This is a genomic window from Pseudomonas sp. 13B_3.2_Bac1 (assembly GCF_025466205.1).
Taxonomy (GTDB): domain Bacteria; phylum Pseudomonadota; class Gammaproteobacteria; order Pseudomonadales; family Pseudomonadaceae; genus Aquipseudomonas; species Aquipseudomonas fluorescens_H.
In genome coordinates this window covers 1-26353 of record NZ_JANLOG010000110.1, presented here as the reverse complement: position 1 = coordinate 26353, position 26353 = coordinate 1, and the positions used below count along the sequence as shown (strand labels likewise).

General features: G+C 60.0%; 26 protein-coding genes. 5 read left to right on the top strand and 21 right to left on the bottom strand.

Annotated features, from left to right (window positions below; genetic code table 11):
* Positions 1 to 2 precede the first annotated feature (2 nt).
* The 5 genes from ccmE to ccmA form a co-directional block, all read right to left on the bottom strand.
* The gene (gene ccmE / locus NTD85_RS17825) at positions 3 to 458 is read right to left on the bottom strand and encodes a cytochrome c maturation protein CcmE (protein ID WP_003222945.1); all 456 of its coding nucleotides are present in this window, start codon (positions 456 to 458) and stop codon (positions 3 to 5) included.
* Positions 455 to 631, bottom strand: a complete 177-nt coding sequence (gene ccmD, locus NTD85_RS17820) for a heme exporter protein CcmD (RefSeq protein ID WP_003222944.1) — start codon at positions 629 to 631, stop codon at positions 455 to 457. Before ccmD ends, ccmE begins: the two co-directional genes overlap by 4 nt.
* Positions 628 to 1383 carry a heme ABC transporter permease gene (locus tag NTD85_RS17815; RefSeq protein ID WP_003222943.1) on the bottom strand — a complete coding sequence of 252 codons (756 nt, stop codon included), beginning with the start codon at positions 1381 to 1383 and terminating at the stop codon, positions 628 to 630. Before NTD85_RS17815 ends, ccmD begins: the two co-directional genes overlap by 4 nt.
* Positions 1384 to 1461: 78 nt before the next feature.
* A complete protein-coding gene (gene ccmB, locus NTD85_RS17810; RefSeq protein ID WP_262142814.1) occupies positions 1462 to 2130 on the bottom strand; it encodes a heme exporter protein CcmB in 669 nt (222 codons plus the stop codon).
* Entirely contained in the window at positions 2127 to 2762 is a 636-nt protein-coding gene (gene ccmA, locus NTD85_RS17805) for a cytochrome c biogenesis heme-transporting ATPase CcmA (RefSeq protein ID WP_262142813.1), read from the bottom strand. The genes ccmB and ccmA overlap by 4 nt, the downstream gene beginning before the upstream one ends.
* Positions 2763 to 2959: 197 nt before the next feature.
* On the opposite strand from ccmA, the gene NTD85_RS17800 reads away from it, so the two are divergent.
* Positions 2960 to 4540 carry a flagellar hook-length control protein FliK gene (locus tag NTD85_RS17800; RefSeq protein ID WP_262142812.1) on the top strand — a complete coding sequence of 527 codons (1581 nt, stop codon included), beginning with the start codon at positions 2960 to 2962 and terminating at the stop codon, positions 4538 to 4540.
* Positions 4537 to 4866 carry an EscU/YscU/HrcU family type III secretion system export apparatus switch protein gene (locus tag NTD85_RS17795; protein WP_003222939.1) on the top strand — a complete coding sequence of 110 codons (330 nt, stop codon included), beginning with the start codon at positions 4537 to 4539 and terminating at the stop codon, positions 4864 to 4866. The genes NTD85_RS17800 and NTD85_RS17795 overlap by 4 nt, the downstream gene beginning before the upstream one ends.
* Positions 4867 to 4990: 124 nt before the next feature.
* On the opposite strand, the gene NTD85_RS17790 is transcribed toward NTD85_RS17795, so the two are convergent.
* From NTD85_RS17790 to NTD85_RS17720, 15 genes are all read right to left on the bottom strand, one after another.
* Positions 4991 to 5383, bottom strand: a complete 393-nt coding sequence (locus NTD85_RS17790) for a DUF2802 domain-containing protein (protein WP_003222938.1) — start codon at positions 5381 to 5383, stop codon at positions 4991 to 4993.
* The gene (locus NTD85_RS17785; RefSeq protein WP_003222936.1) at positions 5384 to 5869 is read right to left on the bottom strand and encodes a chemotaxis protein CheW; all 486 of its coding nucleotides are present in this window, start codon (positions 5867 to 5869) and stop codon (positions 5384 to 5386) included. It abuts the gene before it with no gap.
* A 90-nt stretch (positions 5870 to 5959) separates the two neighbouring features.
* Positions 5960 to 6910: a CheW domain-containing protein gene (locus tag NTD85_RS17780; RefSeq protein WP_262142811.1), complete on the bottom strand. Its 951-nt coding sequence runs from the start codon at positions 6908 to 6910 to the stop codon at positions 5960 to 5962.
* Positions 6911 to 6912: 2 nt separating this feature from the next.
* A complete protein-coding gene (locus NTD85_RS17775) occupies positions 6913 to 7701 on the bottom strand; it encodes a ParA family protein (protein ID WP_003222933.1) in 789 nt (262 codons plus the stop codon).
* 43 nt (positions 7702 to 7744) lie between these two features.
* Positions 7745 to 8635, bottom strand: a complete 891-nt coding sequence (gene motD, locus NTD85_RS17770; protein WP_003222931.1) for a flagellar motor protein MotD — start codon at positions 8633 to 8635, stop codon at positions 7745 to 7747.
* Between the two features lie 15 nt (positions 8636 to 8650).
* On the bottom strand, positions 8651 to 9391 hold the full coding sequence (locus NTD85_RS17765; RefSeq protein WP_003222929.1) for a flagellar motor protein: 741 nt from the start codon (positions 9389 to 9391) through the stop codon (positions 8651 to 8653).
* Positions 9391 to 10533: a chemotaxis response regulator protein-glutamate methylesterase gene (locus tag NTD85_RS17760; RefSeq protein WP_103520805.1), complete on the bottom strand. Its 1143-nt coding sequence runs from the start codon at positions 10531 to 10533 to the stop codon at positions 9391 to 9393. Before NTD85_RS17760 ends, NTD85_RS17765 begins: the two co-directional genes overlap by 1 nt.
* Positions 10534 to 10582: 49 nt before the next feature.
* Complete coding sequence (locus NTD85_RS17755; protein ID WP_262142810.1) at positions 10583 to 12856, bottom strand: chemotaxis protein CheA; 2274 nt, start codon at positions 12854 to 12856, stop codon at positions 10583 to 10585.
* Positions 12857 to 12891: 35 nt separating this feature from the next.
* Positions 12892 to 13680, bottom strand: coding sequence for a protein phosphatase CheZ (locus tag NTD85_RS17750; RefSeq protein ID WP_003222924.1), 789 nt, complete (start codon positions 13678 to 13680; stop codon positions 12892 to 12894).
* A gap of 18 nt (positions 13681 to 13698) precedes the next feature.
* Positions 13699 to 14070: a chemotaxis response regulator CheY gene (locus tag NTD85_RS17745; protein WP_024012118.1), complete on the bottom strand. Its 372-nt coding sequence runs from the start codon at positions 14068 to 14070 to the stop codon at positions 13699 to 13701.
* A gap of 166 nt (positions 14071 to 14236) precedes the next feature.
* Positions 14237 to 14977, bottom strand: coding sequence for an RNA polymerase sigma factor FliA (fliA, locus tag NTD85_RS17740; RefSeq protein ID WP_003222919.1), 741 nt, complete (start codon positions 14975 to 14977; stop codon positions 14237 to 14239).
* Positions 14974 to 15804: a flagellar synthesis regulator FleN gene (gene fleN / locus NTD85_RS17735; RefSeq protein WP_003222917.1), complete on the bottom strand. Its 831-nt coding sequence runs from the start codon at positions 15802 to 15804 to the stop codon at positions 14974 to 14976. The genes fliA and fleN overlap by 4 nt, the downstream gene beginning before the upstream one ends.
* Before the next feature lie 113 nt (positions 15805 to 15917).
* Entirely contained in the window at positions 15918 to 17258 is a 1341-nt protein-coding gene (gene flhF, locus NTD85_RS17730) for a flagellar biosynthesis protein FlhF (RefSeq protein WP_003222914.1), read from the bottom strand.
* Positions 17259 to 17269: 11 nt separating this feature from the next.
* Positions 17270 to 19399: a flagellar biosynthesis protein FlhA gene (flhA, locus tag NTD85_RS17725; protein WP_003222912.1), complete on the bottom strand. Its 2130-nt coding sequence runs from the start codon at positions 19397 to 19399 to the stop codon at positions 17270 to 17272.
* Positions 19400 to 19573: 174 nt separating this feature from the next.
* Positions 19574 to 20233, bottom strand: a complete 660-nt coding sequence (locus tag NTD85_RS17720) for a hypothetical protein (RefSeq protein ID WP_262142809.1) — start codon at positions 20231 to 20233, stop codon at positions 19574 to 19576.
* Between the two features lie 522 nt (positions 20234 to 20755).
* Between NTD85_RS17720 and NTD85_RS17715 the strand changes: the two genes are divergently transcribed.
* Positions 20756 to 21115 carry a DUF6124 family protein gene (locus NTD85_RS17715; RefSeq protein WP_262142808.1) on the top strand — a complete coding sequence of 120 codons (360 nt, stop codon included), beginning with the start codon at positions 20756 to 20758 and terminating at the stop codon, positions 21113 to 21115.
* A 163-nt stretch (positions 21116 to 21278) separates the two neighbouring features.
* Here NTD85_RS17715 and NTD85_RS17710 read toward each other — a convergent pair whose 3' ends face one another.
* On the bottom strand, positions 21279 to 21521 hold the full coding sequence (locus tag NTD85_RS17710; protein ID WP_103522545.1) for a hypothetical protein: 243 nt from the start codon (positions 21519 to 21521) through the stop codon (positions 21279 to 21281).
* 645 nt (positions 21522 to 22166) lie between these two features.
* Between NTD85_RS17710 and NTD85_RS17705 the strand changes: the two genes are divergently transcribed.
* Together NTD85_RS17705 and NTD85_RS17700 are read left to right on the top strand one after the other, a co-directional pair.
* Complete coding sequence (locus NTD85_RS17705) at positions 22167 to 22526, top strand: DUF6124 family protein (protein ID WP_262142807.1); 360 nt, start codon at positions 22167 to 22169, stop codon at positions 22524 to 22526.
* 343 nt (positions 22527 to 22869) lie between these two features.
* Positions 22870 to 25818, top strand: coding sequence for a hypothetical protein (locus tag NTD85_RS17700; RefSeq protein ID WP_262142806.1), 2949 nt, complete (start codon positions 22870 to 22872; stop codon positions 25816 to 25818).
* Positions 25819 to 26353 lie beyond the last annotated feature (535 nt).

The following is a 26353-nucleotide window of genomic DNA, read 5'->3' as shown; positions in this document are numbered from 1 at the left end:
GATCAACCCTCCTTCGCTTGGGTCGGTGCCGATTGACCACTGTCTTTCAACGCTTTGGTCACTTCCGGCGGCATGTACTTCTCGTCGTGCTTGGCCAGCACTTCATCGGCCACCACTACGCCGTCCGCGTTGAGTTTGCCCAGGGCGACGATGCCCTGCCCTTCGCGGAACAGATCCGGGAGGATGCCGCGGTAGGTGATGGTCACGGATTTGTTGAAGTCGGTCACGATGAACTTGACATCCAGCGAGTCCGGCGAGCGTTGCAGCGAACCCTTTTCGACCATACCGCCGGCGCGGATGCGCGTGTCGTGCGGGGCTTCGCCGTTGGCGATCTGGGTTGGCGTGTAAAACAGGTTGATGTTTTCCTGCAGGGCGCTTAGAGCCAGGCCGACGGCAGCGCCGACCCCGACCAGAATCGCCAGAATGATGATCAGACGTTTTTTGCGCAGCGGATTCACTTGCCGTTCTCCCGGCGCAGACGACGCGCCTCTTGTTGCAGATAGCGCTTGCGGGCCGCAATCGGTGCGACCACGTTGAGGATCAGCACCGCCAGACAGATGCCGTAGGCCGACCAGACGTACAGGCCGTGATGGCCCATGGCGAGGAAGTCGCCGAATGAAGCGAAACTCATCGCGCAGCCTCCAGACTGTTCTGCACTTCTTCTTTCACCCAACTGGCGCGAGCTTCGCGCTTGAGCACTTCAAGGCGCATGCGCAGCAACAGCACCGCACCGAAGAAGCAGTAGAACCCCAGCACCGTCAGCAGCAGCGGCAGCCACATTTCGGCCGGCATCGCCGGTTTTTCGGTGAGGGTGAAGGTCGCGCCCTGGTGCAGGGTGTTCCACCACTCCACCGAGTATTTGATGATCGGAATGTTGATCACCCCGACGATCGCGAGTACCGCGCAGGCCTTGGCGGCGCTGTCACGGTTGCTGATGGCATTGCCCAGGGCAATCACCCCGAAATACAGGAACAGCAGAATCAGCATCGACGTCAGCCGCGCATCCCAGACCCACCACGAACCCCAGGTCGGCTTGCCCCAGATCGCCCCGGTGACCAGCGCCACCGCAGTCATCCATGCGCCGATCGGCGCGGCGCATTGCAGCGCGACGTCAGCCAATTTCATCTTCCACACCAGCCCGACCACGCCGCACACCGCCAGCATCACGTAGATCGACTGCGCGAGCATCGCCGCAGGCACGTGGATGTAGATGATGCGGAAGCTGTTGCCCTGCTGATAATCCGGCGGCGCGAAGGCCAGGCCCCAGACGACGCCAACGCTGATCAACAGCAACGCGGCAATGCTCAGCCACGGCAGAAACCGGCTGCTGATGCCGTAGAACCACTTGGGCGAGCCGAGCTTGTGAAACCAGGTCCAGTTCATACTGTTTCCATCACGGGTGCCGCTCATCGGTGTGAGCGGTCTCAGGGTCTTTGCTGGTTAAATTTTAACCAGACCTCATTATTCGCCGACGCTGATCTTCAGGCCAGCAGCTATTGCAAAAGGTGTCAGGGTGATCGCCAGGGCGGTCAGGCTACCCAGCCACAGCAGATACCCGGTCGCCGGCATGCTTTGCAAGGCGGCCTGCAAGGCGCCACTGCCCAGGATCAACACCGGGATGTACAACGGCAGAATCAGCAACGCCAGCAACAGGCCGCCGCGTTTCAAACCGACCGTCAGCGCCGCGCCCACCGCGCCGAGCAAGCTCAACACCGGTGTACCCAGCAGCAACGACAACAGCAACACCGGCAGGCAGGCGACCGGCAAACCGAGCATCAACGCCAGCAACGGCGAGAGCAGAACCAGTGCCAGTCCCGAAAACAACCAGTGTGCCAGCACCTTGGCCAGCACCAATAGGGGCAGCGGATGCGGCGAAAGGACCCACTGTTCTAGGGAGCCATCTTCGAAATCACTGCGAAACAGTCCGTCCAGCGAGAGCAGGACCGACAACAGCGCGGCCACCCAGACTAACCCCGGGGACAGGTTTTGCAAGACTTGAGTTTCCGGGCCGACGGCCAGCGGGAACAAAGCGATGACAATGGCGAAGAAAATCAGCGGATTGGCCAGTTCCGCCGGGCGACGAAACAGCAGACGGGACTCACGGGCAACCAGCAGGCCGAACACACTCATACTGCCCAGTTCCCCAGATCGATATCACGATAACCGGCCGGCATCCGGCTCAGTGTGTGGTGCGTGGTCAACACCACCAGACCGCCGCGTTCACAGTGCCCGGCCAGGTGTTCTTCAAGTTGCGCCACACCCTGTTTGTCGAGCGCGGTGAATGGCTCGTCGAGAATCCACAGCGGCGGGCTGTCCAGATACAGCCGCGCTAGGGCCACGCGGCGTTGCTGACCGGCAGACAGGGTGTGGCAGGGAACATCTTCGAAACCACGCAATCCTACGGCAGCCAATGCCTGCCAGATCGCCTCGCGGCCGGCCGGCCGATGCAGGGCGCAGAGCCAGGACAGGTTCTCTTCGGGGGTCAGCAGGTCCTTGATCCCGGCGGCGTGGCCGATCCACAACAGGTTGCGCGCCAGTTCGCTCGGCTGGGCGGCCAAGGGCTGGCCGTTGAGCAGCACCTGACCGCTGGTCGGCTGCATCAACCCGGACAACAGGCGCAGCAGACTGGTCTTGCCGCTGCCGTTGGGGCCGCTGATCTGCACCATATCGCCACTGGCCAGTCGCAATTCGAGATTTTCGAAGAGCAGCCGCAGGTCTCGCTCACAGGCAAGGGCAACGGTTTGCAGGACAGGACTGGTCAAGGGATCACGGGCCTTATACGGTTCAAGTCGGCTCTGGCGCGGCCGTTAAAGAGATGCAGGATAAATGCAATGACGGTGCGAATCAGAGAGCTGGATCAAACAATTGCTATGTTTTCTGAACGAAGCGCAAGACGCGCGGCATTATACATGGCGTGCCTTACTCCCAAGCGTGCAATTTCCTCAGGTTGTGTCCGCGTATGACAGGTGAAATGAACATCCTCCCGCTCCCGCCTACCACCCCGGCGAACACGCGTCCGCTGGCGATGAGCGGTGAGTTGCTCAAGCTGCTGACCCCGGTCGAAGGCTTGATCGGCGCCGGGCAAAGCGCGCAGGCCGAGGTGTTGTCACTCAAGCAGGCGGATCAGACCTTTCAACTGCTGCTGAAGTTGACCGTCGACGGCGGCCGGCAGACCACCGTGCAAGCGACCAGCACCCTGCCGCTGCCGACCGGCACCAACCTTGCCGTCACCCAGCCGTCGGCGGGCAATCTGGCGATCACCGTGCAACAGGCGATTGCCAGCAGCGTCGCCGCCCTCACCCGCATTGATACGGCGCAGTTGCCGGTCGGCACGCTGCTGCAAGGCAAGGTGCTGACCTCACAGACGTTGCCGCAAGTGCCGGGGCAGCCGACGGTGTACCGCTCGCTGGTGAGCCTGCTCAACACCGCGCAGAGCGGTGCCACGCTGGATATCGACAGCCCGACGCCGTTGCGCATCGGCACCCTGCTCTCGGCACTGGTCGAAGATTCGCAAACCCTCAAGTTCGTGCCACTGAGCAGCCGTCAGGAGCAATTGGCGGTGAGCCAGCAACTGCTCGGCCAGCAGACTCGCCAAGGTTCGCTGGACGGTTTGCTCAATGCTCTGCAAAACCTGCCGAGCGACGACGATCAGACCTCGCAGGACCTGCGCGCTGCCGTCGTACGCCTGCTCGCCAACCTGCCCGACGTGCAGCAGATGAGCACCGCCAAAGGCGTCGCCCTGGCCCTGGCCGGCAGCGGCGCCTTTCTCGAAGCCAAACTGCTCACCGGACAGAATCCCGCACTGGCCCCGGACATGAAAGCCGATCTGCTCAAGTTGATCGCACAGCTGTCACCGGGTGCGCCGGGCAATGCCAGTTTCAACGCGATCATCGCCGCCAACACCCTGGCGCAAGCGCTGCCGAGCTTCGTGCGCAACGCCCTCGGCACCCTCGGTCAGGTCAGCGCCAAACCGCTGCCGAGCAGTTTCCCGCTGCCCGACCGCCTGCTGCAAAGCCTCGAAGGCGAAGGCGATCTGGAACATCTGCTGCGCCTCGCCGCGGCAGCCGTGTCGCGCCTGCAAAGCCATCAACTGTCGAGCCTGGAACAGACCGGGCTCACCGACGATGGTCGCCTGCTCAGTACCTGGCAGCTGGAAATCCCCATGCGCAACTTGCAGGACATCGTGCCGCTGCAGGTCAAGTTCCAACGTGAAGAAGCGCCGGAAAGAGAACCGCAACCCAACGAACGCCGTGACGAGCGCGAGCCCAAACAACAGCTGTGGCGCGTCGATCTGGCCTTTGACATGGAGCCGCTGGGACCGATGCAGATTCAGGCGCAGTTGATTGCCGGCAGCCTGTCGAGCCAGCTCTGGGCCGAACGCCCGTACACCGCCGACCTGATCGAAACCAATCTGTTCGCGCTGCGCCAGCGCCTGCTCGATCGCGGCCTGAACGTCGGCGATCTCGACTGCCACCTCGGCACCCCGCCGCAAGGCAACCACACCCGCCTCGAACACCGCTGGGTCGACGAAACCGCATGAACGATTCCACTGCTCCACGCCAGGCCATCGCCCTTAAATACGACGGCAACCACGCCCCGACCCTCACCGCCAAGGGCGACGAGGAACTGGCCGAAGAAATCCTGCGCATTGCCCGTGACTGTGAAGTGCCGATCTATGAAAACGCCGAGCTGGTGCGGCTGTTGGCGCGCATGGAACTGGGCGACAGCATCCCCGAGGAGCTGTACCGCACGATCGCCGAGATCATCGCGTTTGCGTGGAACCTGAAGGGGAAATTCCCCGAGGGACAGGACCCGGATGCGCCGATGGTCGAGAAGGACGTTACCGAACGCGGGGATGATTACTGAGGTTTCGAAGGCCCCTTCGCGAGCAAGCCCGCTCCCACATTTGATCGCATTCCTTCAATAGGATCGCGGTCGAATGTGGGAGCGGGCTTGCTCGCGAATGGCGATTTCCGCTTTAGAGCAAAAATCAGCTTCTGTGCAACTTGCGCATCAACTCCGCCTCAGCCTGGGTCAAGCCACAGGACTGAGTCAGCTCATCGACGCTCGCGCCCATCCCCACCAGTTTCGCCGCCTGGGCGAACGACAGGCTCGACGGGTCGCGCTGTTCCAGCGCGACAATCTTGTCCGGCAGAGGGCCGACCACCGAGCGCAGCTCGTGCAGGGCTTCGCCCATGCGCACGTTGCCGTTCTGGTAGTCGTCTACGCGCTTGGCCAGGTCCTTGATGCGCTGATCACGCAGCGCATCGCCCTGAGCCTGTTGCGCAGCGATGACCTTTTGCGCCTTGATGTACGCCAGAAACATTGCCAGCGTGCCTGCCCAGAAGAGGAACAGGACAATGACCGCTACCTCGAGAATCAATCAGATGCTCTCCAGTTCCGACCATTCTTCTTCGCTCATCATCTTGTCCAGCTCGACCAGGATCAGCAACTCGTTGTTCTTGTTGCACACGCCCTGGATGAACTTGGCCGACTCTTCGTTACCGACGTTCGGCGCGGTCTCGATTTCCGACTGACGCAAGTAAACCACTTCCGCCACGCTGTCGACCATGATCCCGACCACTTGCTTGTCGGCTTCGATGATGACGATACGGGTGTTGTCGCTGATCTCGCCGCTGTTCAGGCCGAAGCGCTGACGGGTGTCGATCACGGTGACCACGTTACCGCGCAGGTTGATGATGCCCAGCACGTAACTTGGCGCACCCGGAACCGGCGCGATCTCGGTGTAGCGCAGGACTTCCTGAACGCGCATCACGTTGATGCCGTAGGTTTCGTTGTCCAGCTTGAAGGTCACCCATTGCAGGATCGGATCTTCAGAACCTTTTGCATTCGTCGCCTGACTACTCATACCCTGACCCCTCGAAAAAACCGCACTGGGCGGTGTGTGTTCTGTGTGGAGGCATTGAAAAATGCCTTCGCCTGACTGTTATGTCGGCTGCTATGTCGATTTATGTAGCGGCTTGTGGCCGCCCAAATGCTTTGCCCCACCACTGGCGATCAACTCGGCCAGCGCGGCTACATCAAGCAATGCACACATGTGCTCAATCACCGTGCCGGCGAGCCATGGCCGCTGACCCCGGTGACTTCTCCATTTGATTTCATTCGGATCCAGGCGCAACGAACGGCTGACCTGATGCACCGCCAGGCCCCACTCGTAACCTTGTACCGAAATCACGTACTGCAGGCCCTGACGGAAGTCATCGCGGTAGCGATCCGGCATGACCCAACGCGCGGTATCCAATACTTTGAGATTGCCGGCCTGGCTCGGCAGAATCCCGAGGAACCATTCCGGCTGACCGAACAGCGGCGTCAACTCGTGGCCGGCCAGCGAATAGATCGAACCCAGGCACACCAGCGGCACGGCCAGGGTCAGCCCGGCGACATCGAACAACAGGCATTCGAAGGCTTCCGAAGCCCAGGCCGGACGGCCATCGGTTTCCACCGGTGGCGGCGTGTTGCTCGGCGGCAGGTGCACTTCTACAACCGGCGGCACCAGCGTTTGCTCCACGGGTGCCGGCGCAACCGGCGCAGGTTCGGCCACGACCGGTTCCGGCGCGGTTTTCAGCAATTGGGTTTGCAACAGCGGTGCGAGGGTCGAAACCGTTGCGCGCACCGGCGCTGACTCTTCAATCAATGCGACAGGTGCCTTGGCCACTGGCGCGGCGGCAGACGCAACCATCGGTGCGGCAGGTTTGGCAGCTTTCTGCGCATCACGCGCCTGCTCTTCAAGCACCGCCGCCTGGAATTCATCCAGCGCCGCAGCGCTTTCGACCACCTCGACCTGCACTTCCACTGGCGGCAACTCGTCAGGGATTTCCTGAAGCAAGCTATCCAGATACGACTGCAACGCCAGTTGCGGGCGCGACGTCAGTTTGATCGGCCGGTTCATGCTCAAGCCACCTGCGGAACAAGTTGTTGCGCCAGCAGATGCTTGAGCAGCGCGCGGTAAGCCAGCACACCGCGACTCTTGCCGTCGAACTGCGAAGGTGTGACACCGGCCCGGCTGGCGTCGCGCAGACGGGTATCGACCGGGATGTAACCCTGCCAGATCTCTTCGGGGAATTTGTCACGCAGCACGCGCAAGGTGCCCAGCGACGCCTGGGTGCGGCGGTCGAACAGGGTCGGCACGATGCTGAATGGCAGCGCCTGTTTGCGCGAGCGGTTGATCATCGCCAGGGTGTTGACCATGCGTTCCAGGCCTTTGACGGCCAGGTGCTCGGTCTGCACCGGGATCACCAGTTGCTGGCTCGCGGCCAGGGCGTTGACCATCAGCACGCCGAGCAACGGCGGGCTGTCGATGATCGCGTAATCGAAGTCCTGCCACAGCTGCGCCAGACTCTTGGCGATCACCAGGCCCAAACCACTCTGCCCCGGCGACTGGCGCTCAAGGGTGGCGAGTGCGGTACTCGACGGCAACAGGGAAATACGTTCGTCGCTGGTCGACAGCAGCAACTGTCCGGGCAAGCCTTGCGGCACGCTGCCCTTGTGCAGAAACAGGTCGTAGTTGCTGTGTTCCAGGCTGTCGGGGTCGTAGCCGAAATAGCTGGTCATCGAGCCGTGCGGGTCGAGATCGACCACAACCACGCGCTTGCCCGCCTCCGCCAGCAATCCGGCTAAAGCGATGGAAGATGTGGTTTTACCGACACCACCCTTTTGATTGGCGACTGCCCAGACTCTCATTCGGTTCGTTCCTCCCGGCCGAGATGCTCGACCGAGACATAGCTCAGCGTATTAATGCGGGTGACGGAGAATTGACGGCACTCTCGCGTCCCGGCGTCTTGACCGGGGTCGGTGCAGTTTGTGTGCCAGCGCGCTTCAATGCCGCGTCCGGTTGCGCATTGGCGGTTCCGGTACCGGTCAGACTGCGGCGCACATCGAGGTTGCGCGACACCACCAGCACCACGCGACGGTTTTTCGCCCGGCCTTCGGCGGTGGCATTGTTGGCCACCGGCTGAAACTCACCATAACCCACCGAGGCCAGACGACCAGGGTTCACACCCTGCATCGCGAGCATGCGCACGATGCTCGCCGAACGCGCCGAGGACAGTTCCCAGTTGGTCGGGTACTGCGCGGTGCGAATCGGCTGATCGTCGGTGAAGCCTTCGACATGGATCGGGTTGTCGAACGGTTTGAGGATCGCTGCAACCTTGTCGATGATGTTGAAGGCGATGTCGCTCGGCATCGCGTCGCCGCTGCCGAACAACAGGCTGGAATTGAGTTCGATCTCGACCCACAACTCGTTGCCGCGCACGGTCATCTGGTTGGAGGCGATCAAGTCGCCGAACGCGGCACTGATGTCATCGGCAATGCTTTTCAGCGGATCGCTGGCACCGGCGATACCGGCGTCAACCTGCTCGCTGTCCTTGACCAACGGCTTGGCCGGGGTCACGGTTTTCGGTCGTTCCTCACCGATCGGGATCGGTTTTAGCGAGCGGTCGGAGTCAGTGAAAACCCCGATCAGCGCTTCGGAAATGACCTTGTACTTGCCTTCGTTGATCGACGAGATCGAGTACATCACCACGAAGAACGCGAACAGCAGCGTGATGAAATCCGCGTAGGACACGAGCCAGCGCTCGTGATTAACGTGTTCTTCCTGATGCCTGCGGCGAGCCATAGTCCATTACCCCCATCAATCCATGAAGCCCTGAAGCTTCAGCTCGATAGAGCGAGGGTTTTCACCTTCGGCGATCGACAAAATACCTTCCAACAACATTTCGCGATAACGCGACTGCCGCAACGCGATTGACTTGAGCTTGGCCGCCACCGGCAGCAACACCAGGTTGGCACTGGCCACACCGTAGATGGTCGCGACGAAGGCCACGGCAATACCGCTGCCCAATTGCGTCGGATCAGCGAGGTTGCCCATCACATGAATCAGGCCCATTACCGCACCGATGATGCCGATGGTCGGCGCGTAGCCGCCCATGCTTTCGAAGACTTTGGCAGCCTCGATGTCGCGCGCTTCCTGGGTGTAGAAATCCACTTCGAGAATGCTGCGGATCGCTTCCGGTTCGGCGCCATCGACCAGCAGTTGCAGGCCCTTGCGCGAGTAGTTGTCCGGTTCGGCATCGGCCACGCCTTCCAGACCCAGCAGGCCTTCCTTGCGCGCAGTGAGGCTCCAGTTGACCACCCGGTCGATACCGCCGGCGAGATCCACCCGTGGCGGGAACAGGATCCAGGCGAGAATCTGCATGGCGCGCTTGAAGGCGCTCATCGGCGATTGCAGCAGCGCGGCACCGATGGTGCCACCGAGAACGATCAGCGCCGCCGGGCCGTTGGCCAGCGCGCCGAGGTGACCGCCTTCAAGGTAGTTGCCGCCGATGATGGCGACGAACGCCATGATGATCCCGATAAGGCTTAGAACATCCATCAGATACACGCCTCGACGATGTGCTTGCCGATGTCGTCCAGGCCGTACACCGCGTCAGCCAGATCGGCTTTGACGATGGCCATCGGCATGCCGTAGATCACGCAACTGGCTTCGTCTTGCGCCCATACCGAGCTGCCGCCCTGCTTGAGCAGACGCGCGCCTTCGCGGCCGTCGGCGCCCATGCCGGTGAGGACCACCGCCAGAACTTTGTCACCGTAGGACTTGGCCGCGGAACCGAAGGTGATGTCCACGCACGGCTTGTAATTCAGACGCTCGTCGCCCGGGAGGATTTTCACCGCACCACGGCCGTCGATCATCATCTGCTTGCCACCCGGCGCCAGCAGCGCCAGGCCCGGACGCAGGATGTCGCCATCCTCGGCTTCCTTGACGCTGATGCGGCACAGCTTGTCGAGACGCTCGGCAAACGCCTTGGTGAACGCCGCCGGCATGTGCTGGATCAGCACGATCGGCGCCGGGAAGTTCGCCGGCAACTGGGTCAGCACCCGTTGCAGCGCAACCGGGCCGCCGGTCGAAGTACCGATGGCCACCAGTTTGTAGGCTTTGCGTTTCGGTGCCGGCGACGCAGCGCTGGCAGCCGGCGCGCGAGCAGGTGCTGGAGCCGGGGCCGGACGCGTCGGAGCAGCAGCGCTGTGGCTGCTGAAACTCGAAGCCGCTGGCGCCGGAGCGGGTGCAGGCGTCGGTGCAGCGGCTGGAGCCGGCGCACTGTAGGCACTGAAACGACGATTACTGCGCGAGATGCTGTGAACCTTCTCGCACAGCAGTTGCTTGACCTTCTCGGGATTGCGCGAGATGTCTTCGAAATTCTTCGGCAGGAAATCCACCGCGCCGGCGTCCAGCGCATCCAGGGTGACCCGGGCGCCTTCATGCGTCAGCGAGGAGAACATCAACACCGGAGTCGGGCAGCGCTGCATGATGTGCCGCACCGCCGTGATGCCATCCATCATCGGCATCTCGTAGTCCATGGTGATCACGTCCGGCTTGAGGGCCAGGGCCTGATCGATCGCCTCTTTACCGTTGGTGGCCGTGCCGACCACCTGGATGCTCGGATCCGCTGAAAGAATTTCCGAGACGCGGCGGCGGAAAAAACCCGAATCGTCCACCACCAGGACTTTGACTGCCATAAACACTCCATTAGGCGCAGCGGGACGTCGTCGCCCCGCTGCCCCGGATTCAAATACGCCGTGCGGCGTAACGCTTGAGCATGCTTGGAACATCAAGGATCAGAGCGATGCGGCCGTCACCGGTAATGGTGGCGCCGGACATGCCCGGAGTGCCCTGGAGCATTTTGCCCAATGGCTTGATGACCACTTCTTCCTGGCCGACCAGTTGATCGACGACGAAGCCGATCCGCTGAGTGCCCACCGAAAGGATCACCACATGGCCTTCACGCTGCTCTTCGTGAGCGGCGGAGCTGACCAGCCAGCGCTTGAGGTAGAACAATGGCAGCGCCTTGTCCCGCACGATCACCACTTCCTGGCCATCCACCACGTTGGTGGTCGACAGGTCGAGGTGGAAGATTTCGTTGACGTTGACCAACGGGAACGCAAACGCCTGATTGCCGAGCATCACCATCAGGGTCGGCATGATCGCAAGCGTCAGCGGCACCTTGATGACGATCTTCGAGCCCTGGCCCTTGGTCGAGTAGATGTTGATCGAACCGTTGAGCTGGGAAATCTTGGTCTTCACCACGTCCATGCCGACACCGCGGCCGGACACGTCGGAGATCTCGGTCTTGGTCGAGAACCCCGGGGCGAAGATCAGGTTGTAGCACTCGGTATCGCTCAGGCGATCGGCCGCGTCCTTGTCCATCACACCGCGTTTTACCGCGATCGAACGCAGCACGTTCGGGTCCATGCCCTTGCCATCATCGGAGATCGACAACAGGATGTGATCGCCTTCCTGCTCGGCCGCCAACACCACACGACCGCCGCGGGCCTTGCCCGACGCTTCGCGCTCTTCCGGCGACTCGATGCCGTGGTCGACCGCGTTGCGCACCAAGTGGACCAGCGGGTCGGCCAGGGCCTCGACAAGGTTTTTGTCGAGGTCGGTTTCTTCACCCACCAGTTCCAGGTTGATCTCTTTCTTGAGCTGACGCGCCAGGTCGCGAACCAGACGCGGGAAGCGCCCGAAGACCTTCTTGATCGGCTGCATCCGGGTCTTCATCACCGCGGTCTGCAAGTCAGCCGTGACCACGTCGAGGTTCGACACGGCCTTGGACATGGCTTCGTCGCCGCTGTTGAGGCCCAGGCGCACCAGACGGTTACGCACCAGTACCAGTTCGCCGACCATGTTCATGATTTCGTCGAGACGCGCGGTGTCGACACGAACAGTGGTTTCAGCTTCGCTGGCCGGTTTTTCCGGTGGCGGAGCAGCGGCGGCGCGGGCCGGGGCCGGAGCAGCAGCGGCTGCCGGTTTTGGCGTTTCAGTTTTTGGCTCAGGCTTGGGCGCAGCTTTCGGCGCGGCGGCCGGAGCAGCAGCCGCCTTGGCAGCTGGCGCAGCGACTGTCGACGCGGTGCCCGCAGCAGCGGCGCCGACATCGGTGAACTTGCCTTTGCCGTGCAACTCATCGAGCAGCGATTCGAATTCGTGATCGCTGATCAGATCACTGCCGGCGGCAGCGGCTACCGGAGCGGCTGGCGCAGCCGGTGCCGAGGCAATCGCCGACTCCAGCGCTTCAACGGCAAAGTTGCCCTTGCCATGCAACTGATCGAGCAGTGCTTCGAATTCGTCGTCGGTGATGTCCGAGCTGTCACCGGCAGCCGGTGCCGCCGGAGCGGCCGCTGTCGGTGCCACGGCGTCTGGCGCGAACTGGCCCTTGCCGTGCAACTGATCGAGCAACGACTCGAATTCAGCGTCGGTAATTTCATCGCTCGCTGCCGTATCGGCAGTTGGCGCAAGTGCAGCAGCGGCCGGGGCTTCGGCTTCAGCCTTGACGGCGTTCAGCGAATCCAGCAGCTGTTCAAATTCGTTATCGGTGATGTCGCCGGAATCGCCTTCGACAACCAGCTCTTCGATCATCTCGGCCACTGGCGAAGCCGGGGCTTCGTCCGCCGATTGCGGTTCGGCCAGACGCGCCAGCGCGGCCAGCAGTTCCGGGGTTGCAGCAGTGATCGGTGCACGTTCACGGACTTCGCTGAACATGCTGTTCACCGCGTCCAGTGCTTCAAGCACCACGTCCATCAGTTCTGCATCAACGCGACGCTCACCCTTGCGCAGGATGTCGAACACGTTTTCGGCGATGTGACAGCACTCCACCAGCTCATTGAGCTGAAGGAAGCCGGCGCCCCCTTTTACAGTGTGGAAACCGCGAAAAATTGCGTTGAGCAGATCTGCGTCATCCGGGCGGCTTTCCAGCTCGACCAGTTGCTCGGACAGTTGCTCAAGAATCTCGCCGGCCTCAACCAGGAAATCCTGAAGGATCTCTTCATCGGCGCCGAAGCTCATTAATGGGGTGCTCCTACAGGTCTAAAAACCTAAACTCAAAATCCAAGGCTGGATAACAAATCGTCCACATCGTCCTGACCGGACACAACGTCTTCTCGTTTATCGGCATGAATCTGCGGACCTTCACCCTGCGAGAGATGTTTTTGTGGATCTTTTTCTGCAAGCATCGCAGCACGGTCGTGTTCGATGCCCGCAAAGCGGTCCACCTGACTGGCCATGAGTACGAGTTTGAGCAAATTGCTTTCGACTTCGGTGACCAACTGGGTCACACGCTTGATCACCTGACCGGTGAGGTCCTGGTAATCCTGAGCCAGCAGGATGTCGTTCAGGTTGCTCGACACCGCACGGTTGTCCGTGCTGCTGCGTGACAGAAAACCGTCGACCCGGCGCGCCAGTTCGCGGAACTCTTCAGCCCCGACTTCGCGACGCATGAAGCGCCCCCAATCGGTGCTCAAGGCCTGAGCTTCTTCAGCCAGGCCATTGACCACCGGCGTGGCGCTTTCCACCAGATCCATGGTGCGGTTGGCCGCGGCTTCGGTCAGCTTGACCACATAGCCCAGGCGTTCGGTGGCGTCGGTGATTTGCGACACTTCCTCGGCCTGCGGCATGTGCGGATCGATATGGAAGTTGACGATCGCACTGTGCAGTTCGCGTGTGAGCTTGCCCACTTCCTGATACAGGCCGCGGTCACGGGTCTGATTGAGCTCATGGATCAGTTGCACAGCGTCGCCGAACCTGCCTTTTTCAAGGCTTTCGACCAGTTCGACCGCGTGTTTTTTCAGGGTCGACTCGAAATCGCCCTGTGAAGATTCGTTATGCTCCATAGCTCCCCCGCGCGTTCATCAGCCGATGCGTTCGAAAATCTTCTCGATTTTGTCTTTCAACGCCTGAGCCGTGAAAGGTTTGACCACATAGCCGTTCACACCAGCCTGAGCAGCCTCGATGATTTGCTCGCGCTTGGCTTCAGCGGTCACCATCAGCACGGGCAGATGCTTGAGTTTTTCATCGGCACGCACGTGGCGCAGCAAGTCGATACCGGTCATGCCCGGCATGTTCCAGTCCGTTACCAGAAAGTCGATGCTGCCGCTGTTGAGCACCGGAATGGCGGTAGTGCCATCGTCGGCCTCGACGGTGTTGGTGAACCCAAGATCCCGCAGCAGGTTCTTGATGATCCGCCGCATCGTTGAGAAGTCATCAACGATGAGGATTTTCATGTCTTTGTTCAATTCGACCTCCAAGCAGTCTTAAACGCGCCCAGCACCTGGACGCGCCACTTCAATCAATCGGCGCAGCACTCGAAGACTGTCTGGAGCACAACAGAGCAAGACCGGTGCCGTTCATCACCGCACCAGCCTCGTTCGCAGTGTCCCCACACTGCCTTCAGCGCGCTCGCCACTCCCCCAAACGCCCCCGCAAACGGGCCGCGCACTGGCTGTGTAACTGGCTGACCCGCGATTCACTGACGCCAAGGACTTCACCGATCTCCTTGAGGTTCAGCTCTTCGTCGTAGTACAGCGCCAACACCAGTCGCTCACGCTCCGGCAAATTGGCAATCGCGTCCGCCAGCGCCGCCTGGAAGCGTTCATCTTCCAGATCGCGTGACGGCTCAAGATGAGCACTGGCGCCATCCTCGTGCAGCCCTTCGTGTTCGCCGTCCTGCAACAGATCGTCGAAACTGAACAGCCGGCTGCCCAGGGTGTCGTTCAAAATCCCGTAGTAATCGTCGAGACTCAATTGGAGTTCGGCCGCAACCTCGTGATCTTTAGCGTCACGGCCGGTTTTAGCTTCAATTGCCCGAATTGCGTCACTGACCATACGGGTGTTGCGGTGAACCGAACGTGGCGCCCAGTCCCCTTTGCGTACTTCGTCGAGCATCGCGCCGCGGATCCGGATGCCCGCGTACGTTTCGAAACTGGCGCCTTTGCTGGCGTCGTATTTGGTCGAGACTTCGAGCAGGCCGATCATCCCGGCCTGAATCAGGTCTTCAACCTGCACACTCGCCGGCAAGCGCGCCAGCAGGTGATAGGCAATGCGCTTGACCAGTGGCGCGTAACGCTCGATCAACTCGTACTGCGCGTCACGTGCCGACTTCTTGTAGTAGTTCATACCGCTGGCGGTCATAGCACAGGCCCTGCCGTTTGCTGCACGAGGCGCTCGACGAAAAACTCCAGGTGACCGCGCGGGTTGGCAGGCAGCGGCCAGGTATCGACCTTCTGCGCGATCGCCTTGAACGCCAGCGCGCACTTGGAACGCGGAAAGGCCTCATAGACCGCTCGCTGCTTCTGCACTGCCTTGCGCACGCTTTCGTCGTACGGCACCGCGCCGACGTATTGTAAGGCGACGTCGAGGAAGCGATCCGTGACCTTGGTCAACTTGGCGAACAGGTTGCGCCCTTCCTGCGGGCTCTGCGCCATGTTGGCCAGCACGCGGAAGCGGTTCATGCCGTAGTCGCGGTTGAGCAGTTTGATCAGCGCGTAGGCGTCGGTGATCGAGGTCGGCTCGTCGCAGACCACCAGCAACACTTCCTGCGCGGCGCGGACAAAACTGACTACCGAGTCACCAATACCCGCAGCGGTGTCGATCACCAGCACATCGAGGTTGTCGCCGATGTCGCTGAAGGCCTGAATCAGACCGGCGTGTTGTGCCGGGCTCAGGTGCACCATGCTCTGGGTGCCGGAAGCGGCCGGCACGATGCGGATCCCGCCGGGGCCCTGCAACAGCACGTCGCGCAGCTCACAGCGGCCTTCGATGACATCGGCCAAAGTGCGTTTGGGGGTCAGTCCCAGCAGAACGTCGACGTTCGCCAGCCCCAGATCGGCGTCCAGCAGCATGACCCGACGGCCAAGCTCTGCCAGCGCCAGAGACAAGTTCACTGACACGTTAGTCTTGCCGACGCCACCTTTGCCGCCGGTCACCGCGATCACCTGTACGGGATGCATGCTGCCCATGTTATTTCTTTACCTTGTCTTGCATAGACGGAGGCCACATTACTGGCTGCGCGTTCTCAACCGGAACAATGCATGGCAGACCATCGATGTAGGTACAAAAACTGTTCATTACCTCAGCCAACCTGCTTGGTCGGGCTGTGGTAGATATCAGCGAACATGTCAGCCATGGCTTCTTCGCTGGGTTCTTCCTGCATTTGCACGCTGACGGCGCGGCTGACCAATTGATGACGGCGCGGCAGATGCAGATCATCCGGAATCCGTGGGCCGTCGGTCAGGTACGCGACCGGCAGTTCATGACTGATCGCCAGGCTCAACACTTCGCCAAGGCTGGCCGTCTCATCCAGTTTAGTCAGGATGCAGCCGGCAAGCCCGCAACGCTTGTAACTGTGATAAGCGGCGGTTAGAACCTGTTTCTGGCTGGTGGTTGCCAGCACCAGATAATTTTTTGAACGGATGCCACGCCCGGCCAGACTTTCCAGCTGCATGCGCAGGGCCGGATCGCTGGCCTGCAGGCCGGCGGTATCGATCAGCACCACGCGTTTGCGCAGCAGCGGGTCGAGTGCCTGCACCAGCGACTGGCCCGGATCGACGTGCGTGACCGGCACATTGAGAATCCGCCCCAGGGTCTTGAGTTGTTCCTGGGCGCCGATGCGGAAGCTGTCCATGCTGACCAGCGCGACATTCTGCGCGCCGTACTTGAGCACGTAGCGCGCCGCGAGTTTGGCCAGGGTGGTGGTCTTGCCCATGCCGGCCGGGCCGACCATGGCAATCACCCCGCCCTCTTCCAGCGGCTCGACTTCCGGTACGGCGATCATTCGCGCCAGGTGCGCGAGCAGCATGCGCCAGGCCTGACGCGGTTCTTCGATGTCAGTGATCATCGCCAGCAGGTCGCGCGACAACGGCCCGGACAGACCGATGCGTTGCAGACGGCGATACAGATTGGCTTGTGCCGGACGGCTGCCTTGCAGCTGATTCCAGGCCAGGGTGCCGAGCTGCACTTCCATCAGCTCACGCAGACTGTTCAATTCGAAACGCATCGAATCCAGCGCACGCGGATCAATGCCGGCGGACGACTGGGCAGGCGCTGGCGCCGGACGCGCCGGGGCGGCGTAAGTCGGCTCGCTCAACGGCTCGGCAGCGGTCAGCGGCAGGCCGGCCGTCAACGGCAGCCCGGCGAACAACTGGCGATTGGTGTTGCCATCGGCTTCGCCACGCAGGCTCAGTTCGGCCTGGGCGGTGACGATGCGCGACTGGGTCTTGCGCAGCTCGTCCTCGAGTTCCATGTTCGGAACCCGTGGCGCCAGCGCCGACAATTTGTAATCCAGCGCCGCCGTCAGCTCGACGCCGCCGGCAATGCGGCGATTGCCAATGATGGCGGCATCAGCGCCCAGCTCATCACGAACCAGCTTCATGGCCTGACGCATATCGGCGGCGAAAAAACGCTTAACTTGCATAAACCACTACCTCAGCCGTTGGGCCCTACTGTCGCAACGATGGTCACTTGCTTGTTGTCCGGAATTTCCTGGTAGGCCAGCACGTGCAGCCCTGGGACCGCGAGGCGGCCGAAACGCGAGAGCATCGCGCGGATCGGGCCTGCTACCAACAGGATCACCGGTTGACCTTGCATTTCCTGGCGCTGCGCCGCTTCGATGAGCGAACGCTGCAGCTTCTCGGCCATGCTTGGCTCCAGCAGAACGCCCTCTTCAGAGCCTTGTCCTGCCTTCTGCAGACTATTGAGCAATATTTGTTCCAACCTTGGTTCCAAGGTGATCACAGGCAGCTCGGAGTCAGTGCCTACAATGCTTTGGACGATGGCGCGGGATACCCCGACGCGTACGGCGGCCACCAAAGCGGCGGTATCTTGACTCTTGGCGGCGTTGTTGGCGATGGCTTCGGCAATGCTGCGGATATCGCGCACCGGCACGTGTTCGGCCAGCAGCGCCTGCAGCACTTTGAGCAACTGCGAGAGCGACACCACCCCCGGCACCAGCTCTTCAGCCAGTTTCGGCGAGCTTTTGGCCAGCAATTGCATGAGTTGCTGCACTTCTTCGTGGCCGATCAGCTCGCTGGAGTGCTTGTACAGAATCTGGTTCAAGTGCGTCGCGACCACGGTACTGGCGTCGACCACGGTGTAACCGAGCGATTGCGCCTGCGCGCGCTGGCTGACTTCGATCCACACCGCCTCCAGGCCGAAAGCCGGATCTTTGGCGGTAATGCCGTTGAGCGTGCCGTAGACCTGTCCCGGATTGATCGCCAGTTCGCGATCCGGGTAGATCTCGGCTTCGGCGAGGATCACCCCCATCAGGGTCAGGCGATAGGCGCTCGGCGCCAGATCGAGGTTGTCGCGAATATGTACCGTCGGCATCAGGAAGCCCAGATCCTGCGAGAGCTTCTTGCGCACGCCCTTGATCCGCGCCAGCAACTGACCGCCCTGATTGCGATCCACCAGTGGGATCAGGCGATAGCCGACTTCCAGGCCGATCATGTCGATCGGCGTCACGTCATCCCAGCCCAGCTCCTTGGTTTCCATGGCGCGGGCCGGCGACGGCAGCAGTTCCTGTTGACGCTGAACCTCTTGCAGCGCCTGCACCTTGGCGACGTTCTGCTTCTTCCAGAACAGGTACGCGCCACCGGCAGCCAGCGCAGCCATGCTCAGGAACGAGAAGTGCGGCATGCCCGGGACGAGGCCCATCACGGCCATCAAACCAGCGGCCACCGCCAGGGCTTTGGGCGAGGCGAACATCTGGCGATTGATCTGTTTGCCCATGTCTTCCGAACCGGAAGCACGGGTCACCATGATCGCCGCCGCTGTCGATAACAACAGTGATGGCAATTGCGCCACCAAACCGTCACCGATGGTCAGCAAGGCGTAAACCTTGCCCGCGTCGGCGAAGGTCATGTTGTGCTGGAAGATACCGACGGCCATACCGCCAATGAGGTTGATGAACAGAATCAGCAGGCCGGCGATGGCGTCACCACGGACGAACTTGCTGGCACCGTCCATCGAACCGTAGAACTCGGCCTCTTGCGCGACTTCCTGACGGCGCAGCTTCGCCTGGTTCTGGTCGATCAGACCGGCGTTGAGGTCGGCGTCGATTGCCATTTGTTTGCCGGGCATTGCATCGAGGGTGAAGCGCGCGCTCACCTCGGAAATCCGCCCGGCACCCTTGGTCACCACGACGAAGTTGATGATCATCAGGATCGCGAACACCACGATACCGACCACGTAGTTACCGCCGATCACCACTTCACCGAAGGCCTGGATCACCTTACCGGCAGCGGCGTGGCCATCCTGACCGTGGAGCATCACCACCCGCGTCGAGGCCACGTTCAACGCCAGCCGCAGCAGCGTCGCCACCAGCAGAATGGTCGGGAACACCGCAAAATCCAGCGGCCGCAGCGCATACACGCAGACCAGCAGGACGACAATCGACAGCGCAATGTTGAAGGTGAAGAACACGTCCAGCAGGAACGGCGGCACCGGCAACATCATCATGGCCAGCATGACCAGCAGCAACAACGGCACGCCCAGATTGCCTCGACTGAGGTCGGCAATGTTCGAGCGTGCGCTGTTGATTAACTGAGAGCGATCCACCGGTTTTCCCCGTTCCTTTAAAGCAAACTTTTGACGCCCAAAGCAGGCGCACGGCGGCTACTGCAAGAAGCCTTCCAACTTTTGCGCAGGCAAAAAAAGATCGCAGCCTGCGGCAGCTCCCACAGAGAAATACGCTCTCCTGTAGAAGCTGCCGCAGACTGCGACCTTTTGTGTTCAAGCAGTAAGGATTTGCACCTCGCTGATGGCACCTATTCGCAGCTCACTGCCGATCATGTAACGCGTACCTTTGCGCATCGTCAGCCCGCCAACGTCGACCATATCCTCCGATGCATATCCGACGATCACCGCTGTTGCCGGCGATATGGGCGGATCAACCATTTCGTGCCCTTGCAGCACATTGAGCTCCCAGCCAAACGGGATTATCGGTAAATCCGCGACCTCGATTTCGCGCCCATCCGCCCAGCGGTAATCGCGCCGAGCGGTCACCTGCAAGCCGCCGTCAATGTATTGAAATGCGGGCTTGTGGTATCGATGCTCTAAATCCGCGGTAGCCCAGCTATCGGAATAATATTCGGGATTGGCGAACACCTTGAAAAGCGCCTCACTGGTCTTGATATTGCCAGCCGCGCTGAAAAAGTAGTTATAGGAGAAGTGATAGGCAAACCCGCCCAACTCTGGCCGTATCGCATTGAGTGGATCATCCAGATAGCCAGGAACAAACTGTCCGGTCATCACTACAAAGTTGATGAAATCCAGCGACAGCCTGAACGTCACCGTATAACTGAGGACCTTTCTGTCATCATCCTGCTCAAGCGCGCCAGATACAAATTCCAGCCCCATCTTACCGAGCTGTCTGTAGTTGTCAGCAATCATGTTCACACCCCTTCAATCAGCAGGACGGGGCATCTCGACAAACACTGTGTTTGCAAGAATCCGTCAAAAGGTATGAGGCAATCAAAAGAACTGGCCGTCTACTGTCAGAACTGACAGTCCGTTAAGCATTTCGGATAAACGGTGCCCTTCCCCGAAAGGCGCAGGTCGTATCACAAGACACTTTCCACTGCTGGTTTTTAAACATCAACGTTTAAATAACACGTCAGGATACTTAATAAGGCTACACCTCCTTGCGCCATTGCCTACAGCTACGCCAGAATCCGCCGGCTTGTGCGCCTTGGGGGCGGGTTCTATTGTGGGTCGGTCGCTGATTGTTCAGTGATCGGGTTTAGCAGCCTGGGGTTTCTCTAGACGCACAAATTCCGTTGTCGTTATGGCGGCTTTGCGTGGGGCACTTCGGTGCGCCGGGTTCTAGAGTCCTGGTCTGCTAACCCGCGTACAGCCGCCACCTCCTTCGTTAGCAGCGAACGGTGTCAGCTTCACTACTCTAGAGGCTTCACCATGATCAAACCAACACCCAACCCACCCGAAACCGACGCCACCTCCCCCTACGAATCCCTCGATTCAAAAAAACTCCACGAAGCGGCCGACCGCGCCCTCGACCACTACCTCTGCTCGCCCGGCGCCACGCCCATTCAGCGTAAAACCCGCTCGATGTACGCCGTGACCGCCGACTTCAAAAACGAAGAACTGCTGGCCGATGCCTGCGAAACACTCGCTTCAGCCAGAACCATCGCCAATGACTTCGCCCACCTCATACCGGCGTCGCAGCGCAGGACGCTGCTGGGCATCGCACAACTGATCATGCTCGGCGAACTGGCGGTGAATCGGGCGCTGGATAATCTGGAATTGCCGCAGTAGCACGCTTCTCTGCCCTCCCCTTTAGGAACTGCCGAAAGCTCCGGCCGCGACCGGACGATCTTTTTTTTCAAAAGCCAGATCAAAAGATCGCAGCCTTCGGCAGCTCCTACACCGATCCCTGTAGGAGCTGCCGGAGGCTGCGATCTTTTGGTTTCGGGGGAAACTAATACTTCAGGTTCGTGGCTTCGCCACCAGCCGTTGATGGCTTGTCGAACTCCACCGCTTTATCCTTTTTGATCTTCACACGTCCGGCCTCGGCCAATGGAATGCTGAACGGGTAATCTTCGGCGAACAGAACGCCCGCCGCGGCCGCGCCAAAAGAAAAACCTGTTGATGCAGGCTCTGGATCTGGCGTAATGGTGCCTTTACCGGTTTTCGGGTCATAGCTGCTGAATGTGCCTTTCATTGCCTTGCTCCCTTGCAGTCGCGCGAAGTGCGCGGAATCACCCCGCAATCAAACGGCAAAAGAAAGCTACATGCACCTGTCAGAGTTGACAGGTCACGCCTGCTTTCAGACCAAAGGCATCAGGCTGAGGGCGTAACGGAAAAATTTCGCACCTGGACTGATGCCTTCGCGAGCAAGCTCGCTCCCACAGTGGAAATGCATTCCAAATCCGGAAGTGGAATACATTCCAAATGTGGGAGCGAGCCTGCTCGCGAACGTGTCATTGCAGTCAGCGCAAATTGCTCTTTAAACTTTGGTGTTTAAAAGACACTTCAAGATACGCCTTGCGGGCTACACATCCTTGCGCCGTTGCCTACAGCTACGGCAGAATCCGCCGACTTGTGCGCCTTGGGGGCGGGTTCTATTGTGGGTCGGTCGCTGACGAATCAGCGATCGGGTTTAGCGATCCGACACCTTACAGACGCACCAATGCCCAATCTCAATTGCAGTTTTTCGACCTGCACTTGATTTCATGGTGGCTGTGCGTGGGAGACCTTCGGGTCTACCCGGGGTTTCTGTGACCCGGATCGCTAACCTGCGTACAGCCGCCACCTTTACTTGTTTAGCGATGAGCCGTGGCGGCTAAATCAACCACGGAGCTTCACCATGATCAAACCAACACCCAACCCACCCGATACCGACACCACCTCCCCCTACGAATCCCTCGATTCAAAAAAACTCCACGAAGCCGCCGACCGTGCCCTAGACCACTACCTCTGCGCGCCCGGTGCCACGCCCATTCAGCGTAAAACCCGCTCGATGTACGCCGTGACCGCCGACTTCAAAAACGAAGAACTGCTGGCCGATGCCTGCGAAACACTCGCCTCAGCCAGAACCATCGCCAATGACTTCGCCCACCTCATACCGGCGTCGCAGCGCAGAACGCTACTGGGCATCGCGCAACTGATCATGCTCGGCGAGCTGGCGGTGAATCGGGCGCTGGATAACATGCAGTTGCCGCAGTAACAGGGACCTGTGACAAGCCTTGAATGAGGCGTTGTAGCTGCTGACGTCTTCGCGAGCAAGCCCGCTCCCACAGGGATTGGGGTCGATCACAAACCTGTGCCTACACGCCGAACCGGTGGGAGCGGGCTTGCTCGCGAAAGCGGCCTCACAGCCGACGCATGTCTCCAGGCATAAAAAACCGCCACCTCATTTAACCGGACTGCGGTTTGTCGCCTCTTTCCTTCAGCCCACATGACCACTTGTCGGAAACCCGCCAGCACCTGTCAGATCTGACAGGTGCGCAATTCCTCCAATCCGCGCTCAATAACTCCGTCACCCAGCCCCTCCGACCGGAGTTCGCCAAATGTCCAGCCAAGCAGACCCTACCCCTCAAGCCCTCAGACCTCCGTATTTTCCGGCGCTGGTCAGCCTCAGCCCTGCCGAACACTATAACGGCGGCGTCCCCATCAGAGCCGTGGAAGGCGATCTGCAAGGCGTCATCTCCGCCTGGCAGGACATGGCCATTGGCGATCTGGCCGAGGTGTTCTGGAGCAATGGCAGCGCAACGGTCTGGAGCAAGTCCATCGAGAACGATGCCGAGCTCAACAAGGATGTAGCTTTCACCATTGCCAAGGCGCACGTGCTGGAGGGGGATGCCACGCCAGTGTTCTGCCGGATCAAGCGCAAGAATCAGTCCCCGGAGGACTCGACGCCCGTCCTGACCTTGCTGGTCAAACTCACCCGGCCCGGCGAGTACGATGACATTGCCGGCGATGACGGCCACTCCGATCTCAGGTTCTCCCTCTCCCACGACGAGGTCGATGAAACTTTGCCGCCCAGCGGGGTGACGATGCACATCGTGCCCTACCGCAACCTCACCCGATACGACCGCATTCTCGCCCGCTGGGGTAGCCAGCAAGTGGTGCATATCGTTACGCCGGAACAGGCCCAGGACCCGATCAGCAACCCGATTGAGGTCGTTTTCAGCCGCGCCGTTATCGACGCTGCGGGGGACGGCGATCGTGTCGCGGTGGCTTATCAGGTCATTGATCGCTGCGGTAACTTCCCGGACGAACGCGCGCCCTGGTCGGCGACGCATCATATGCTGGTGGACCTTGGGGGCAATCGGCTGGACGAACCGCAGGCGCTGGTCAACGGAATTCCAACCAACAGCATCGACCTCGATCAGCTCGGGGATGACGATGTGAACGCCCGCGTGTACATCACCAAGGACAATTTTGCGGTAGGCGACAAGGTGCTCCTGACCTGGTTCGGCACCCCGGCGCAAGGGTCGCAAATCATCGTCGGGCCGCTGGAAAAAGAGGTGTTGTACGTACCCTTCCAGCTCGATTTCCCCATCCCCAACGCCGCCGTCAAAGCCATCGCCAAAGGCGCAGCCTCGGTCGGCTATGTGCGCCGTCGCAGCGGTGAAAGCGACCGCCCCTCAAAAAATGCCAGCGTCACCGTGAATGGCGACATCAGCCAGTTAGTCGCCCCCACCGTCGACGAGGCACCGGGCGGCACGCTGCCACCCGAAACGCGCTGGGCGACTGTGCAGATCCCTTGGTATTTCGGTCGCAACAGCAGCGACCTGATCAACCTGATCTGGCAAGCCCAGGCCCCCGGTGGCGGCACCGTTTATTACGAAGACCCGCGTCCGGTCGGCAACGTAGCGGACAATCAGCCCCTCCTGCGCAGCGTGAGCAACGCTGACATCCAGCGTTTCGATGGCCTGCGCGTCAAGGTCTATTACGTCGTCACCAATAGCGATACGGGTCTGTTGAGCGTACGCGAGTCGCTGCCGTTCATGATGCAGGTCGGCGTAGCACTGCCGACGTTCGACCGGCCGGAAGTCGAGGGTGCACCCAATGATGTGCTCGATCCGGACAACGTGCCGCCGACCGGTGCCACGCTGGTGATCCCGTACCTCGACACCCTCGACAAGGACCGCGTGAATTACCGCTGGCGCGGCTCAGCCAGTGGCGGCAGCATCAGCGACCATGTCGACCTCATCCCCGCCACCGCCGGCAAGCCCGTGCGGATTACCGTTGAGAAAAAATACGTGACCGCCAACCTGAACGGTACGGTGGTCGCCGATTACAGTATTCAGCGCGGCGGCGTGCAGTTGGGGCATTCTCGGGAATTGACGCTGCGCATCGGGGCGGCGCTGGGGGAACTACGGCCACCGTTCCTTGTAGCACCGGCCAAAGATCCGATTGACGTATTGGACTACCCGGACGGCGTGACGGTGCGCATCGAATTCCTTGAAGCATTGAGCGGCGACATGGGACGTCTCGTGGAAGTCAACCCACCGGCAGGCTCGCCGCAGTTTCCACTGGTGGAGTTCAACAGCAACAAACGGGTGAACACGGTGTTGAGCCAGACGTTTCTCGCGGCAAGGCAAGGCAAGGAGATAAAACTGCGCTGGAATTTGAATCGCAATGGAGGGCAGGCAGGAAAGTCAGGTCTATTGGAAGTGAACATATTGAAGATTGCAGATGAGGACGCACGACTCCCTACTCCCTTTATCAATCGCGCCTCCGGCGACGATCTCGACGTAACGAAGCTAGAGCCAACAGACACAATATCTGTCAACCCTTGGCCGCACATCCCTGGCGAACTAATCTCGTTAGTACTGGAAGGGGAATATTTTGACGGCACTGATTTCAAATCGGAGCTGGTCAAAAACGAACCAACCACACCTCCCGGCTTCAGCACTCTTCTGCCGCTTGAAGAATTAAAAAAACAAAAAAACAACAGCAACCTCAACATTAAATTTAATACATCCACCGACACTTTAGGCGACTTGATAACAACCAAGTTCCCAGAGAGGAATTACAAAATACAAAACGTGATACTTGAAGAAAATTTCGATGAGGTACCGATTCAATCAATTGGCTTTAACGGAACAATCGAAACCCCAGCCATGACAATCAAATTATTATCCACCGCCACGACACTAGAAATCGCAAAACTGGACACGCTCAATCCGCCGCAACCGAAACCTCCTGCACAGGAGGGGAAAATGTACCAGAATGTTTTATATCTATGGTCAACTTCAGCTGCCAAAATCCTAATAACATTTAAAAAACCCTATTCATCGATTAGCTTTTGGTACAACCAGACAAAGTCGACCACCAAAGTAACTTTTTTTGGACCCAACAGACTTCTCCTTGGCACACAAAACTTTAAAAGTAATGAGTTACCCTCGCAGCTGGACAATATGACTGCCACTTATTCCGAAATAGTAGAAATGGAAATCTCAGGAGCAAATGACGCTTACTTATTAGACTGCTTCACATTCAAACTGTAGATAAAGATAGCAGACAGAGAAGGGTGATATTGCATCCAGAGAGTCACCCGATCTTCTGCGTATTAAGTGGAGGTGTTTAAAAGACACCTCCAGACACGCCTCCAAGGCTACACATCCTTGCGCCGTTGCCTACAGCTACGCCAGAATCCGCCGGCTTGTGCGCCTTGGGGGCGGGTTCTATTGTGGGTCGGTCGCTGACGAATCAGCGATCGGGTCTCGCAGCCCGCTGATTTCTAGACGCACAACTTCCGCCCTTGTTTTATGGCGGCTGTACGTGGGAGACCTTTGGGTCTGCCGGTTCTAGAGTCCCGGTCTGCGACCCGCGTATAGCTGCCACCTCCCTTTCGTATCGCAGCGAAATGTGGCAGCTCCGTCGACTCTAGGAGCTTCACCATGATCAAACCAACACCCAACCCACCCGATACCGACACCACCTCCCCCTACGAATCCCTCGATTCAAAAAAACTCCACGAAGCCGCCGACCGCGCCCTCGACCACTACCTCTGCTCGCCCGGCGCCACGCCCATTCAGCGTA